This window comes from Streptomyces sp. NBC_01314, from assembly GCF_041435215.1.
Lineage (GTDB): Bacteria > Actinomycetota > Actinomycetes > Streptomycetales > Streptomycetaceae > Streptomyces.
Genome location: NZ_CP108394.1, coordinates 5,257,613 through 5,273,543 on the forward strand (window position 1 = coordinate 5,257,613; position 15,931 = coordinate 5,273,543).

At 64.8% G+C, this 15,931-nt stretch carries 9 protein-coding genes and 1 tRNA gene; 4 read left to right on the forward strand and 6 right to left on the reverse strand.

The window, feature by feature from the left end; translation table 11 throughout:
- Positions 1-3: 3 nt before the first annotated feature.
- Both OG622_RS23045 and OG622_RS23050 read left to right on the forward strand, forming a co-directional pair.
- Positions 4-1,767: a DUF262 domain-containing protein gene (locus OG622_RS23045; RefSeq protein WP_371578524.1), complete on the forward strand. Its 1,764-nt coding sequence runs from the start codon at positions 4-6 to the stop codon at positions 1,765-1,767.
- A 314-nt stretch (positions 1,768-2,081) separates the two neighbouring features.
- Positions 2,082-2,567 (forward strand): DUF4265 domain-containing protein, encoded by a 486-nt coding sequence (locus OG622_RS23050; protein ID WP_371578525.1) that lies wholly within the window; start codon positions 2,082-2,084, stop codon positions 2,565-2,567.
- Positions 2,568-2,756: 189 nt separating this feature from the next.
- On the opposite strand, the gene OG622_RS23055 is transcribed toward OG622_RS23050, so the two are convergent.
- A complete protein-coding gene (locus OG622_RS23055; RefSeq protein ID WP_371578526.1) occupies positions 2,757-5,225 on the reverse strand; it encodes an ATP-binding protein in 2,469 nt (822 codons plus the stop codon).
- 344 nt (positions 5,226-5,569) lie between these two features.
- Between OG622_RS23055 and OG622_RS23060 the strand changes: the two genes are divergently transcribed.
- Positions 5,570-5,642: transfer RNA gene (locus OG622_RS23060), tRNA-Arg, on the forward strand.
- 132 nt (positions 5,643-5,774) lie between these two features.
- Here the strand turns inward: OG622_RS23060 and OG622_RS23065 are convergent.
- The 3 genes from OG622_RS23065 to OG622_RS23075 form a co-directional block, all read right to left on the reverse strand.
- Positions 5,775-6,542, reverse strand: a complete 768-nt coding sequence (locus OG622_RS23065) for a hypothetical protein (RefSeq protein WP_371578527.1) — start codon at positions 6,540-6,542, stop codon at positions 5,775-5,777.
- A 424-nt stretch (positions 6,543-6,966) separates the two neighbouring features.
- Entirely contained in the window at positions 6,967-7,980 is a 1,014-nt protein-coding gene (locus tag OG622_RS23070; protein WP_371578528.1) for an HNH endonuclease, read from the reverse strand.
- Positions 7,977-8,633 carry a class I SAM-dependent methyltransferase gene (locus OG622_RS23075; protein WP_371578529.1) on the reverse strand — a complete coding sequence of 219 codons (657 nt, stop codon included), beginning with the start codon at positions 8,631-8,633 and terminating at the stop codon, positions 7,977-7,979. The genes OG622_RS23070 and OG622_RS23075 overlap by 4 nt, the downstream gene beginning before the upstream one ends.
- 1,228 nt (positions 8,634-9,861) lie before the next feature.
- Here OG622_RS23075 and OG622_RS23080 point away from each other — a divergent pair.
- On the forward strand, positions 9,862-13,257 hold the full coding sequence (locus tag OG622_RS23080; protein ID WP_371578530.1) for a S8 family serine peptidase: 3,396 nt from the start codon (positions 9,862-9,864) through the stop codon (positions 13,255-13,257).
- A 611-nt stretch (positions 13,258-13,868) separates the two neighbouring features.
- Here the strand turns inward: OG622_RS23080 and OG622_RS23085 are convergent.
- On the reverse strand, positions 13,869-15,185 hold the full coding sequence (locus OG622_RS23085) for an ABC transporter permease (protein WP_371578531.1): 1,317 nt from the start codon (positions 15,183-15,185) through the stop codon (positions 13,869-13,871).
- Positions 15,182-15,886, reverse strand: a complete 705-nt coding sequence (locus OG622_RS23090) for an ABC transporter ATP-binding protein (RefSeq protein WP_371578532.1) — start codon at positions 15,884-15,886, stop codon at positions 15,182-15,184. Before OG622_RS23090 ends, OG622_RS23085 begins: the two co-directional genes overlap by 4 nt.
- Between the last annotated feature and the right edge of the window lie 45 nt (positions 15,887-15,931).

A 15,931-nucleotide genomic window follows, 5' to 3' on the forward strand; every position in this document is an offset into this window, starting at 1 on the left:
CCCATGGCAGAACTTGACTCGCAGTCGAAACCTATTCAGTCGATCTACGTCTGGTACAGCGAGAATAAGCTTTGGGTGAATCGCCGGTACCAACGGAAGCTCGTCTGGACGTTGGAGGAAAAGCAAAAACTGATCGAGTCGGTACTGAAGAGGTTCCCCATTCCTGCAGTTCTACTGGCAGAGCGCGAGGGTGGCGATTATGAAGTGATTGACGGCCTTCAAAGGCTTCACACCCTTCTGTCATTCACCGAAACTGCTTTTCCGACCCTCGATAATAGATACTTTGATGTTGAGCAATTCGTAACCGCGAAGACTCGCTCTGTGGAAGAAGGAGCGTTCTCTGTAACACAAGGGCCAACTCTGTCGGCCCGCGAGGTCGGTACGTTCCTCGACTACCCGATTGCGGTTTCCGTGATGCGGGGAGCTACCGATGAGCAGATTGATGATGTATTCGCACGGATCAATACCTATGGCCACAGGCTGAGTGACCAGGAACGTAGACAGTCCGGCGTGCAGGACGAATTCTCCGCCTTGGTGCGGAATCTCTCCTGCGAAGTGCGGGGAGATGCATCTAGCGATGTCTTGAGCCTCGACAAGATGCCATCCATCAGTATCGACCTGCCTAAAACAAAACATGGATACGAGGTTGAAGCCGATAGCGTCTTCTGGGTGGAACAAGGCGTTCTGCGCTCAACCGATCTGCGAGACTCGATGGATGAGCAGTGCGTGGCGGACATCGCCGCCTGCATCGTGGGTGGTGCCCTTGTTGAGCGTTCGAAAGATACTCTGGATGGAATTTATCAGGTTGGATCAAGCGAAAACAGCCGAGTCATTCGGGCGCTAGATAGCTATGGACCTGAGAGGTTCTCTGCAGAGTTTAAGCTCTGCATCGACGAGATTCGCCAGGTATGCACCGAAGGTGGTGCCCGAAAACTTCGATCTGTCATCTTTTCCAAGACCAACACCAATCCATTTCCTGCGGTCTTCGCGGTATTGTTTGTGGCTTTCCATGAGCTACTCATCGGCGAAAACAAAAAGATCGCCAACTATGGGGCTGTAAAGTCTGCGATCACGAACCTGGATAAGCGCATCCAAACAAGTCGCGCCTCTACCGCGCCTGCCGAGCGGCGGAAGAACGTGGACACCATCAAAGCCCTAATTCAGGAGCACTTCATTGATAGCGAGCCGCGTGACATCTACGGAGACCACACGGCCACTGATATAGATGTAATTATCCGCCGGTCTGAAATCGAAAGCCCTCACTATGAATTGAAGCAAGGCATGCTTCGCCTGCACGGTAACCGTGAAATCGATCAGGCGGTAATCGACCGCGTGATTCACACCATCTGCGCAATTGCCAACAACGGTAAGAATCGAGCAGGAACGATTTTGATCGGAGTGGCAGACAAGGAGGCTGACGCTCAGAGGGTTCGGAAATTGGATTCGGTCGAAGCGCGTAAGGTTGGTAGCCGCTTTGTCGTGGGTGTGCGGCGAGAAGCTCAAGTGCTGGGTGAGACGCCGGAGCGATACTTCGCACGCTGGAAGGAAGCGATTCGCTCCTCTGATCTTTCGCGCCCTCTCAGGGATGGGGTGCTAGCGAGCCTGGCATACTCTGAGTACTTTGGATATGGAGTAATCGCAATCAGAGTCCCTAGCCAAGAGGACGTTTCTTTGGTAGGGGAAAAGTTGTTCATTCGCTCGGGGGATGACACTGTCGAGGTCACAGAACCGTCAAGGATGCTAGAAATCGGCCGAAGGTTCCGTTAGGCGCGTACTCAGTAGCCAGCAATCCGAACGCTGGTCCGATGGCCAATTGTGATCGCCGAAGTTTGCCAAACTGAGCGCACCCGCGCCGTCGTAACTGGCAGGCCGTCGTGGGTTGCTCTCATCGACACCCCGAAAGCGTGGCTGAGGCCGGTGGGGGTGCAGCGAGGCACACGCGCGCCTGATCGGTCGGCGCACCCACCGTCGTGGCTGGCTGTCGTCGGCTGACGCACAGACAAACCTGTGTCCAACTCTGAGTAGACGTCATCGGTCACCCACCTGCGGCAGGCGTGGCAGCACTGTGCATCCTGGGCACCATGACGAACCCCGAAGGCCCGTACGTGAAGGTGCACTTCCGGCTTGTGATCGAGGACGACTGGCCCCCGGCATCCGTGGAGAGCTTGTGGGCCGTCGACCAGGGCGACGGCACCGCGCGGCTCGACAACATCCCGTGGTTCGTTCGAGGCATCGCGTGCGGGGACGTCGTGGCTACCGAGCCCGACGAAGAAGGCGTGCACTGGGCCGGCGAAGTGGTTCGGCGTTCGGAGAACTGCACCATCCGCCTCATCGTGTTCCGTGACAGCGGCTCGGGAGCCGCACGGCAGAGCGTGATCAACACGTTTCACGAACTCGGAGTCTGCGGCGAGGGCATAGAGCGGTTCCGCATGGTCGCCCTGGACGTCCCGCCCACCGCCGATCTCGCCAAGGTGCAAAGGCTGCTCAACCACGGTGTCGCCCAGGAGTGGTGGGACATGGAAGAGGGGTGCATCACCGGGCAATGGCGGGCCACATCCGCTGCCTGACGCCGTTCATGTGACCCATGGCTGGGCCGTCTCTGGGCTGTCCGAGGTCGCCCAACAGTGACCAAAAACAACCGCCAGGCGCGCGGCCCCACCGCCCCTGACCAGCAAAACCCAGCTCATCAAGATCCCCGACAACCCCCAAGGCAAGAAGACAGGTCTTGACTCACCCATTGACACTCCACCGACCTCTCATTTCCGCCCAAGGATTCTGGCCGCACTAACAAGGTCATTAGCGCTGATACTTGCCGGGTAGATTCGGATAGGAGCCTTAGAATAGTCGCCTTGCGGCCCGCCCTCTTGGCGAAATAGATCGATGGCTTCGGATGCCCGTGATGGCCGAGCATCCTTGAGAGCCGGGTCGCGGTCATAGGTTCCCAGCTCAATCCTTCGAACGCCTGCAACCAGTTGCCTAATATCCACTCTCAGCCACTGTGCCGCCACTATCAGGCAGTCGACGTTTTCACGGAGGTCGTCTCGACTAGTCCACATTACTCCATGTTCCAGATCATCGAGAAGACTCCAGGCTATTTGCCCGAGATTAAGACGTAGGTAGGTTCTCTCGACTTGCCCTGGTTGCCGATACCGCATGGCGTAACTACGAGCCGTAGAAAAATCAGCGGGAGTGAGTACCTCATTGAAGAAGAAATCTTGCAAATACCCAATGAGCCATTCTCGAAAATTCCTCCAATGTGAAATGTCAGTCATTCCGCGCGTGAACCAAAGGTGTGACAACATCGCTTCCCTGCCTGTGATTCGCGCAGAGGGAAATACTTGAGCCAGCGATTCTGGGATCCACTCCTCTTGTTCCATTTGATGAATCCTGACGAAGTTCCAAACTACATTCATCCTGTGCTCAGCGGACAGTGCCGGCATAACTTTCCATCGCTGCAAGATCTGCCCATAGGCAGGATGGAAGTCATAAATTCCTGAAGAGAACAGTCGCAGCATGGATTCGACGAACGCCCTACGCGTCCCCTTCCCTCCCAGGCCCGAAATAGCTCCGGGGGTATCGAGCCGGTCGATGCCGATTTGGTCAGACTGATTCACTGCCCCATCGCTCAGCCAATCCACCAATGCGCTATTCCGTGGAGTCACAAGACGGATTAGCACTTCTACTTGCGAGAACGTGACAGCACTGGCTAGGAGCCCTTCGATTGCTGCAGTGTCGGCAGACAGTCGAAAGGCCACGTAGTCACCGATAGACGCGTTGGCAAAGGCCACCAACGGCCGGCCATGGAAGTCGCTCACTTCAATGAAATCTCCGTCTATTGCACGCATGGCCTGACGAATTTCGTTCTTAGTGGCCGGCTCGCCAATTTCCTGTGTGTACTGGACAATAATCTCTATTGCGTCATCGAAAAGCAGACCATGAAACGTGCTAAGTACCTGCAGGACACACCTCTGAAGGTGGGTCAACTGGTCTTCGAAGATTCCCTTCCACAGGTCCAACGGAGACTCGAAGGAATGAAAAAGCCCCAGCGCCAGTTCTCTACTAGTTGGCGCCGAAGCATCTTCTCTGCATGCGACACTCGCCACGCGGTCGATATAGAAGTGTGACAACCTTGGGTTAAAATTACGATGATTCATAACTCCAACCCACTCCACCTCGGCCAGAGGTTGCTGCAACACCAGGTTGACTCCGGAAAAGAAGATCTGGCGGTATAGAATCTCCGCCCTCTCTAGTGCCGTCATGTCCGAGGAATCCATGATGATGCGCGATAGATCTAGTGTCGCATCCTGAAGCCTGTGATGGTCCATTTTCGCGCTTGCCAAGATGTACTCGCGCGTAGTCAAGATTACGCGCAGTCTATTTGAACGGCGGGCGTCCTGGAGTAGCTTAATGATGCGTGCGTCTTCATTCTTTCCATGCAGGAAGGCGGTTCGGAGTGAGGATCCCAGGAAGTCATCGTAGAAGACAACCTGCCGCCTCTCATCGTCTAGGATCTCTTCCGCCTCATCAATGCTGTTGACCGCGACGACAGGTTCCCATCCAGCCGAAATGCATTCTCCGATCAAAATCTTCGCAGCCGAAGTCTTTCCCACACCTGGCGGCCCCGACAGAATTACTGCACCCTCTGATTCGAGGATGACTCTTGCCCTGTCGACATCGCGGGTGTTGACGAGATAGGCGCTATCTCTGGCGAGTTCCTCTATGAGATGCCTGCTTCGCCTTATTTCTTTTGCGCGAAGGACGCGCTGCAGATTCAGTGTATTACCCACCCAAAGCTTGAAGTGACGTTGCTCAACTCGGGGATGCCGGGCCAGCATGGATTCAAGGTCTTCCCGCCCTAGGATCTGGGAGGTGGGAAAGCTGTCACCATACAGCTTGGCAATTTCGTTCTTTCCATGGATGCTTAGAGGCGCAGTCGTGACGGCAAAGTAGCGTGCGCTGAGGATATGAACACCGCGCTTTGCTTCCTTCTGGAAGGCTACTCTTAGGCGGGCCAAAGTTGCCGTCGGATAATGTTTAACCTGCGCTACCGCGTGACTTCCCTCCGGAAGCCTCAGAGGCGGGGCGCACGGCCCGTTGACCCTCAGATCAACGCCCCCGTCGGCCCCTGCTTGGAACCTCTCCACATGAACTTTCCACTCCGCAGACAGTAGATCGCAAACGATCTCCTCCGCGTCGCGGTCTGAAAGTTTCCCCCATTGATACATGCTGGAACGCCTCCCCGAACGCTGATACGAAGTGTGTCCGCTAGAGATCGAAATACGCAACCACCTTGACTACGTTTGAGAGCCCCAAAGCTGAGGGCCCAGGCACCGTCACCATGTTTCGGCCGTCACGGGGTTACTCTGACCGATGGCGCTGGCATCGTCGCTGAGGCCGTCGGGGGCAGCGAGGCATACGCGCGCTTGTTCCGTCGACGCACCTCTCGTCGTGGCTGACTGTCGTCGGCTGAGGTTCGTGCCATAACCGTGCCAGAAGCAGAGGTCAGCCACGGTCAACGCCGGTACCTCGCGGTCGAGCGGCCGCTCGCTTCCTAGGCCGACGAAGAGACAGCTCAGTCCGCAGATCACCCAGCCTCTCTCCTAAAGCGGGTGTCGCAGGTTCGAATCCTGCCGGGGGCACCAGCCAAAAGGCCCCGAACCAAGGATTCGTGGTCTGGGGCCTTCGGTAGTCCACACGCCGTCGGGTACACGGTCGGCCCCGACGTCGCACCGGAACGGGGCGCGCAGCCACGGAGCCATCGTGCCTGCGGGCCGTCAGTAGCGGTAGTTAGGCCAGTGAGGATCCGTCCAGCGGTCCTCACCGGTGAGTCCGAGCAGCCGTATCCGGTGCTGTAGATCCACCGATGCGCCCGACTCCCGGAGCCGTATCGCCGCGTGGCCGAGGAGCCAGGCGACCAGTTCGCCACGCAGTTCCTCCTCATCGTGCTCGTACCAGCCGACGCTCCACGGCAGACCCTCTCCGAGGAGCTCGTACTCCCATTCCTCGGCCGCTTCGGCGAGACGTCGGTCGCTGAGGTATCCGGTCTGCTCTTCCCAGTCGGCAAGCCAAGGGCCGAGCGTTCCGGACGCCTCGGCACACATCACGAAGACCTGGTGCGCCGGGACGGCCGCATCCGGATCCGTGAGGCTCTGCACCCACCAGGCATGCAGGAACTCGCGTACCGGGTCGGCCTGTTCGACGGGCCATTGTTGCCAGCGTCCGCGGGCGAAGGAGTAGCCGGCCTCTTCCAGTCCGAACACGGGTTCCACACGACCGGCGGCCAGGGCCGTGGCGAACTGCGGCAGGATGCGGCGCAGCACGGCCGCGTGATCGGTCCAGTCGATGGCCTGCCAGGTCCGGCGCAGGAGGTCCGGCTCCAGTTCCACATCCGGCGTCTTCAGAAGGGAGAGCTCTTCCGCGCTGCCCCAGTGACATTCGCAGTTGTGCTCATCCGGATGTGCGGTCATGCCGTGGAAGGTGACAGAGAGGTTCTCCAGGGCGGCGCTGAGGCGGCGACGTGCGGAACGCTCGACGAGATGCATGATGTGCCCGGCCTTCGAGGACTCCGTACGGCTTCCGCCAGCCGAAGAGCGCCAACTTACACGGCGAGCGGGGCCATGCGCTCGCCGCTCCGGGAATGGGTCGGACCCCTGGTGAGCCGACAGCGACGGCGAAGAGCGCTGGGCCCAAACTCTGACATCGACGAGTGCATCAAAGGCACCGGACAACAGCATGCCCGGGCGGGCTGTCACGGCTGAGGTCACCACACGACTCCGTGGGGAGGGTCGAGGACTGATCCAACTTCTCAAGGCGGTGGACAAGCTCCCGTGGACTATCTGTGGACGGCTCCCGGCGAACTGAGCACCTGCAACGTCCCGACCAGCGGCGTCATCTCAATCTCAACGGGCCTCCGGAGCCGTGCGCGCCAGTTACAACCACTCAGGGTGTTACGGCCGGACTCCCTATTCAAACTGCCGTCTGCACCGCTCCCAGGAACTCCGTCCATGAGGCGAGGTTCCGGCCGGGCAGGGCGCCCTTCAGGCTGAGTTGCAAGGTGCGGCGCAGGGGATGGGGAGACCGCATGATCGCCTCGTTCCGGGCTGCCAAACGGGCGAGTTCCGCCTGGGTGGGCAGCCGATCGCTCTTCGCTCCGTTGCAGGCGGCGTGCGCAGGGGCGAGGTTCCAGAGGGCGTCCAGATCTGGGCCGTGCCAAGAGCCGACGCTGCCGAAGCGGCGCATGAGGGAGAACGGGAAGACGTGGTCGACTGCTATGGCGTCTTTTCGGGTCAGGACGTCATCGCAGATCAAACAGCGGCCGTGTTGGAAACCGACCGTGGCCTCGACGATGCCGGTCACCGAGCGGCGGCGACGTTTGTCGGTGATCGTGAGCGTGTCCCAGTCGACCGCGACGCCCTCCTCGACCAGGCTGCGACCGACACCGGCAGCGAAGCTGCTCTCCACGATGCTCCAGCGCGCGCCCAACTCGGCAGCCAGGCTTTCTGCCTGGTCCGACTGTGCCAGTCGAAGCAAGTGGGGGGTCAGACGCACGACGCGCTGCCGCCCTGTTCCAGTCAGCTCATAGAAGGTGTGGGGCACCGCAGTGTCGCCACGCAGGTTGTGGAACTTTTGCATCACCATCATCGGCATTGAGCGCACCGCGGCCGCCAACAGGCGCTCGGTGGGGCGGCCGGCGTCCAGCGTCGCGGCACTCTCCTGGTCGGCCACGGTCAGGAAATCTTTCTCGCCCAGCTCCACGGTGTGCGGTGCCTGTGGGTCCTGGGCCAAGTGGCGGACCATGGCGAGGCTGTAGGCGGCGGCGAACTCGGCGAAGCGGACCTCCTCTTGTCCGGTCCGTCCGAACTCCAGCAAAGCCTGGCCAAGGGCGAACTTGTAGGTGCGCGAGTTGGCCCCCATCAACACTGCCAAGCGCCACGACGCGCGCGCTGAAGCATCCTGGGCGTAGAACTGCCGCCCGCTCACTCTGCCCCCTTGTGCAGGGCGACCGTCTGCCACCACACCTCGGGACGGCCGAGCCGGTCCGCGCCCTCCTCTACGAGTCGCACCAACCGCAGCCCCGCTCGCTTCCCGTCGCGCACCACCTCCTCGGCGGGAACGTCGAACATCACGCGGTCCGTCGGAGGTACTCCCCGTCGTAGCGAGATAACCAGCAGTCCCGACGGAGCCAGCAGCGCGGCCAGGCGCTCCATCGCCTGTCCACGTGCCGCCGGCGGCAGGTGCATCCACACCGCCGACAGCAGCGCCAGCTCAAAGGACCCTTCCAGCCGGGACAGCTCAGGCAGCGAATCCTCTGCCCAACGGATGTTTTCGCTCGGGTGCAGGCTCTTTGCGACCGCCCGTAGCTCGCGCACCGGCTCCGCCGCAACCACCTGGTAGCCGCGCAGCGCCAGTGCCGCGGCGTCCCGCCCAGTGCCGGCCCCGACGTCCAGCACCCTCGCAGGGGCTGGCGGCAGCAAATCCAGCACCCCGCCATGTACTTCGTCGAAGGTGACGCTTCCGTACCGCCGCCCGAGGGATCCGGCGTTTTGAGCGTAGTAGGGCTGGACGCCAGCAGTGGGTTGTCCCATCGCCGACAACTCGCCGGGTTGAGTGAAGTTCTCGCCTGTACCGACCATGGCCTCAAGCTACGGGAGCGCTCTGACAACGTCCGACTCGCGAGAAGCTCACCTCCACCTGGAGGAGAACAACGGACTCGAAGCAGGCTCCGTAGGACTGAAGTTGGAGAAATGCGACGACGAATGACTCGTGCCAGACGCGTGCCAGATCCTGCGGGGAACCACGGGGAACAGCGGGGAGCCAGGCGACCGTCCACCAAGCATCTGCGCTCCTCCGCCGCAGGTCAGGCCGGGAACAAGCCGTAGATGCCCTTAGCTTCCCAAGCTGAGAGTGCGAGTTCGATTCTCGTCACCCGCTCTTTAAATTTAAAGCCCCAGGTCAGCGGCCTGGGGTTTGTTTTTTTGTCCAAACCGATTTCACGGCGTCGCGTGGCACACGCGATCAGGGTCAGACGGAAGACTCCTGACCGCCGCCGAGCTGCTGAATCGCGGACAGAATCCCCTCCACAGCGGTGGGCTCGGAGTGAGAGCGGCCAGGGAGACGGACGGCCGGCCGTTGAAGCCCTTCGCCGGCAGAGCCTCCAGCTTCTCCGCCAGGCCGGGGAGGGTCGGCAGAGACGCCGCGAACGCCGCCGCCCTCTCGTGGCCGAGGTGAAGACAGAGCCCTGCCGGGAGCGTACGGCGAGATCCCCGGCGGCCAGCGAGCCCAGGAAGACACCGACTTCGGCCAGCACTGCCGCGTCCGACTCACTCACCCGCAGCCGGTCCCGGATCGCCACCCCGGCCGGACCGGGCACCACGAACGAAGCCGCCAACTCCCGCAGCCCACCCACCCGTCCACCCCCGCCCGTCCCGAAGACCACCGTCACCGCAGTCAACGACCACCACACGACAAGGTCACCCGTTCGCCCCACAAACTCCCGTTCCCCACGGAACATTCGACCAGAACACCCCCCTGGCCCAAGAACATCCCTGGCGCACCGCGAACGACCCGACCCCCACCACCGGCCCCAGCACTCACTCACACTCGGCCAAAGACACTCCCGCTCACTACATCGGCAGCAGTTCCGAACCCCTCGGGCGCGCAACCCCAGCGACCTCCTGACGCCTCGCCAGAAAGAAATCGGATGTCTTGACAACCTGGCGACAACCCGCCCCGTCTCTATGGCGAGTCGTTGGGCGTACGGGTGAGGCGCCGGGGTTTCCGGTGTCGCGGGACGACTCCTGTCCGATGGTCCAAGTGTCTGGAGTTCAGGTGGAGTTACGTGCGAGACCCCTACGTTCCGTCATGGCGGCAGGGGCGGTTTCAACGGCCCTGCTGCTCGCCGGTGTCCCGGTCGGGGCGGCCCAGGCCGCGCCCGCCGGTGACCCGGCCGACGGGCGTCCCGGGACGGTGGCCGAGGGCGCGAGCGGCCTCGGCAAGTCCCAGAAGGTGAGAACGGTGACGCTCGTCACCGGCGACCGGGTCCGGGTGGACGGTGCCGGAAAGGTCATCGGCGTGGAGCGGGCGAAGGGCCGGGAGCGGGTTCCCTTCTCGGTCCGGGTGGTCGACGGGCACACCCGAGTGGTGCCGGGCGACGCCCAGTTGCTGCTCGCGCAGGGCAAGCTGGACACCCGGCTGTTCGACGTGACCCAGTTGCTGTTGGACGGCTACGACGACGACGGCCGGTCCGACCTGCCGCTGATCGTCACGTTCCGGGGCAAGAAGGCGCCCTCGATGAGCCCGTTCACCGGGGCCGGGGCGAAGGTCGGCCGGGCGTTGCCGGTGGTCAACGGCAAGGCGATGCGCCCCGTGAAGAAGCGCGGCGCCGACTTCTGGAACACCGTCACCGGTAGTGGTGGAAAGGCCGACGAGGCAGCGGAGTTCACCGCCTCGACGGCCGTCGAGAAGGTGTGGCTGGACGGCAAGCGCAAGGCGAGCCTCGACAAGAGCGTGTCGCAGATCGGCGCGCCGACCGCCTGGGCAGCCGGTTACGACGGCACGGGCGTCAAGGTCGCCGTCCTCGACACCGGGATCGACACCACGCACGCGGACCTCGCAGGCCAGGTGACCGCCGAGCAGGACTTCACCGGATCGTCGGGCACCGGCGACAAGGTCGGCCACGGCACGCACGTGGCGTCCACCGTGGCCGGTACCGGCGCCAAAGCCGGGGGCAAGTACAAGGGTGTCGCCCCCGGCGCGAAGATTCTGAACGGCAAGGTTCTCAACGACAGCGGTTTCGGCATGGACTCCGAGATCATCGCGGGCATGGAGTGGGCGGTGGCCCAGGGGGCCGCGGTCGTCAACCTCAGCCTCGGCGGCGACGACATGCCCGGTGTCGACCCGGTGGAGGAGACGGTCAACCGGCTCTCCGCCGAGTCGGACGCCCTGTTCGTCATCTCGGCCGGAAACTCGGGCAGGGCTGGTGAGAGCACGGTCGGCTCGCCCGGCAGCGCGGACGCCGCGCTGACCGTCGGCGCGGTCGACAAGTCCGACGCTCTCGCCGACTTCTCCAGCCGGGGCCCGCGTGTCGGGGACGGCGGGGTCAAGCCCGACCTGACCGCGCCCGGTGTCGACATCACGGCCGCCTCGGCCGTCGGCAGCGCCCTGGAGGAGGAGTACCCCTCCGACATACCCGGCTACCTCACCATCGGCGGCACCTCCATGGCGGCCCCGCATGTCGCGGGCGCCGCCGCCATGCTCGCCCAGCAGCATCCCGACTGGACCGGTGAGCGCCTCAAGGCGGTCCTGACGGGCTCGGCCAAGCCGGGCGCGTACAGCTCCTTCCAGCAGGGCACCGGCCGCACCGACCTGGTCCGGGCGATCGGCCAGAGCGTCATCACCGAGCAGCAGCCGCTCGACTTCGGTCTCCAGCAGTGGCCGCACGGCGACGACACCCCGACGACCAAGCAGGTGACGTACCGCAACCTCGGTACGGAGCCGGTCACCCTCGACCTGTCCGTCGACGCACTCTCGGTGGACGGCAAGCCCGCCGACCAGGGCATGTTCGCCGTGTCGCCGCAGCAGGTCACCGTCCCGGCGGGTGGTACGGCGACCGCCGACGTCACCGCCGACACCCGCGCCGGCAGCGCCGACGGCTCCTTCGGCGGCTCGGTGCAGGCCACTTCCGCCGACGGCAAGGTCCAGGTGCGCACCGCCGTCGGCGTGGAGCGCGAGGTCGAGTCGTACAGCCTGACGCTGAAGCACCTCGACGAGAACGGCGCGCCGACCGGCGACGCCGCCACCTCCGTCTCCAACCTCAACAGTGAGTTCTACGCCGACTACGCCGACGAGCAGGACGGTGAGCTCACGGTGCGGCTGCCGAAGGGCGACTACTCCCTCAGCGGGGTGATCCACCCGTCCTACGAATCCGCCACCCACGCCATCCTGGTGCAGCCAAAGCTGACCCTGGACCGGGACAGCACCTTCACGGTCGACGCCCGGCAGACGCGGCCGGTGGACATCACCGTGCCCGACCCGGCGGCCGAGAACACCGAAGCCATGGCCTACTTCAGCTACGCCAGGGGCGAGGGCCTGCGCCCGGGCACCATGGAGTTCATCCTGCCCACGTTCAAGGGCACGACCTTCGGACAGCTCGGGCCCGAGGTGTCCGCCGACCAGGCGTCCGCCGTGTTCGCCGGCGACTGGACCCGCAAGGACGCCGAGGGCCGGCCGGTCACCTACCACCTGGGCTGGAACCGCTCCGATGGCCTGGACGGCTTCGCCGCCGAGGTGCGGCAGAACCAGCTCGCCAAGGTCGATCTCCAGGTCGGCGTGCCCGTCGCGGGGAGGCGTGTCCAGGCCGAGGTGTCTCCGCACACCGCCGACGGGGACCTGATCATCGGCGACCACGACCTGCGGGGCGACCTGCCGCTGCGTACCACGGACTACGTCCTCGACAACGACGTCAAGTGGTCCTTCCGCGCCTGGCAGATGTTCGGCGAGGACCGCGAGACGCGCTCCGAGAACTTCCTGATGCGGATGCCGAGGACCTGGCAGGCCGGTCGCAGCTACACCGAGCGGTTCAACGTCGGGGTCTTCGGCCCGACCCTGCCCGCCGCCGGTGACCTCGGACCGGAGCGGGGAAACCCCGGCATCATGCGGTACGGAAACGTCATCAGGGCCTTCCTCCCGCAGTTCGGCGACGGCGCCGGACACTGGGGCCTCAGCGACTACACCTCGGTGACCAGCTCGCTCCAGGCGGACGGCAAGGAGATCCCCGACGGCTACGGCCCGCCGATCGACCTCACCGAGTACACCGTCCCCGCCCAGGACAGCGCGTACAAACTGACCGTGGACGCGTCCCGTGATCCCGCGGTGTACCCGGTCAGCACGCGCGTGCGTACCGAGTGGACCTTCCGCTCCGCCACCACCCCCGAGAACGGGAACACCGCCCTCCCGCTGTCGGTGATCCGCTTCTCGCCCGACCTCAGCCTGTCCAGCACAGCGAAGGCGGGCAAGCGGTTCTCGGTGCCCTTCACCGTCCAGGGCGCGGCGGCCGGCCAGCGGCCCGCCAAGCTCGCCTTCGAGGTCTCGTACGACGAAGGCACCACCTGGCAGCCCACCAAGGCCGTCGGCGGTACGCACCTGTCACTGAAGCACCCGGCGAAGGCGGGCTCCGTCTCCCTGCGCGCCAAGCTGACCGACCGCGCCGGAAACACCCTGGCCCAGACGATCGAGCGCGCCTACAACACGACCCTGTAACCCGCTGGTTCTTGCACTCGGCCTCGCCCGGGGTGGTGACACCACTCCGGGCGAAGCTGTGTGTGAGACGTACGGCGACTGGCGTACCCCTATTCCGTCGCCTCAGGCCCCAGTGAGACCAACCAACATCAGGTGGCTGATGGCTGGCTACGCGGCACGGGCGCCGGCCGGGCTGGAGCGGGGCGGAGACAGGAGCGCAGGCCCGGCCGGGGTCGGGCCGAGCGCGGGGTGCGGAGCGAGCCGCTTTGAACCCGTAGAGAAGTTGTAACTCAACGACTGGTGGCGTTTTTGTCTTGTCTCGGTTGATGCTTGACGCAGTGGCCTCACTTGATGCTTGACACCGCTTGCCCCGACATAGCTGCGCGCGTCTGATCGGTGTGAGGAAGACGCGCCACCTCCGGCACGTGTGCGGGGCGACTGCCGACCGGCCCCGGACCGCACAGCAGAAACCCCTGGGTGCCCGGAGGCGGAGAAGTTGTACCGGACCTGGTGGGGCCTCTGGAGCGAGGTGGGCCGCAGGCTGGGCCAGGCTTCCGGCGGCCTCACGCGTCGCGACCCCAGCCTCAACGGGCCGTGAAGCCGCCTCCACTGTGACTTCGGCCGGTGCGGGGCTACGACGGTGCGCGGAGGGCGTCCGCCGGTTCCATGCGGGCGGCGCGGAGGGACGGGTAGAGGCCGGCGAGCAGGCCGACGAGGGCTCCGGCGAGCGGGGCGCCGAGGGCGAGCCGCAGGTCGAGGACCGGGGTCCAGTCCTTGACTACGGCGACGCACACCACGACGGCGATGCCCAGGGACGCTCCGATGACGCCGCCCAGCAGGCCGATGGTCGTCGACTCCAGGAGGAACTGGCCCGCGACCTGCCGTCGTGACGCGCCCAGCGCCCGCCGCAGCCCGATCTCCCCGACCCGTTCCATCACCGTCACCAGGGTCACGTTGGCGATGCCGATCGCGCCCACCACGAGCGAGACCAGGCCGAGGACGAGGAAGAGACCGTTGACGTCGTTCTGGACGCCGTCGCGGGACTTGGACAGATCGGGCGGCGCCACGACGGTGAGCGCGTCCTCGTGCCCGGGCGCCAGGGCGATCGGCGCCTGGCGCGCCACCTGCCGGGCGGCACCGAGCGAGGTGTTGACCAGGACGCGCGTGACGTCGCGCAGACCGAGCCGGTCCTCGGCGGTCGTGGGCGGGAGCAGTACGGCCGTGGAGAGCTGCCGCTCGCGCCGGATGCCGCCGAGGATGCCGATGACCGTGTACGACTGGCCCCGGAAGAAGACCGCGGGGGCGTCCTCCACCCGCCGGATGCCGAGAAGTTCCGCCGCCTGGTCGCCGAGCACCGCCACCTGGTCGTGCCGGGCGATGTCACCCGTGTCGAAGAACCGCCCGGCGGTCATCGCACCCCGTACGGCGTCCGGCAGACCGGCCGAGGCGGCGACCACACCGAGGGTCTGGCTGGAGGTGTCGCCGGGTGCGGTCACGTCGTTGGACCGCACCCGGACACTGTTGGTCGTGGTGGAGTCGGCCACGGCCGCGACCGACTCCACACCGGCCAGCCGCCGGACCGCGCCGGTTCCCGACCAGTCCACCAGGGGGCCGGTGTCGTCCTGGCCGGGAAGAGCCTGCGGCACCGTCACGGTCACCGAGGTCGCGGTGAGCGCGTCGAACCGGCCGACGATCTGGTTGCCCGCGGTGGAGGCCACGCCGATCGTGATGACGAGCGTGGTGATCCCGAGCACGGTGCCGAGCGTGGTCAGCGCGGACCGCACCGGCCGGGCGAGAACGCCGGCCAGGGCTTCCGTCCACAGGTCCCGGGGGTCCAGCCAGGGCCGCTCGACCCGCGTCGGCCGGGTGGACCGGATGAACCTGTTGCCGGACCCGGCCGACCCGCGCTTTCTTGTCTTCCTTCTCTCCCTTGTCTCCGTACGTGTCACCCGGCCTCCGCCTCCGTGGTGAGGCGTCCGTCGGTGATCCGGACGCGGCGGCCGGCCCGGCGGCTGACCGCCTCGTCGTGGGTGATGACGACCAGGGTCACGCCCTGGGCGCACAACTCCTCGAAGAGTTCCAGCACGGAGACCGTGTTCTCGCTGTCCAGGTTGCCGGTCGGTTCGTCGCAGAGCAGCAGCGCCGGGTCACCGAGCAACGCCCGTGCGATGGCGACCCGTTGGCGCTCACCGCCGGACAACCGGTCGGGCCGGAAACCCGAACGGTGACCCAGCCCCACCCGCTCCAGCGCCTCGCGGGCCCGGGCGAGCCGGGTGCCGCGCCCACGACCGGGGCGCGGCCTGCGATAGGCCTCCGCCAGCATCACGTTCTCGTCCACCGTCCGGTACGGCAGCAGATGGAAGGCCTGGAACACGAACCCGATCCGGCTGCCGCGCAGCGCGGTCCGTTCGAGGTCGCCGAGCCCGGTGGTCTCCACCCCGTCCAGCCGGTACGAGCCCGACGTGGGCCGGTCCAGCAGGCCGAGGGTGTTGAGCAGCGTCGACTTGCCGGAGCCGGACGGCCCGACGATGGCCAGGTGCTCCCCGCGCCGCACGGTCAGACTCACTTGGCGCAGCGCGTGCACGGGCGGCTCGGAATCGAAGGTCCGCCGTACGTCGGTGAGTTCGATGACGGCGGCCGCATCAGGCAAGTCGGCCGCATCGGACGAGTCGGGGGTATCGGAGGCGGCAGGGGA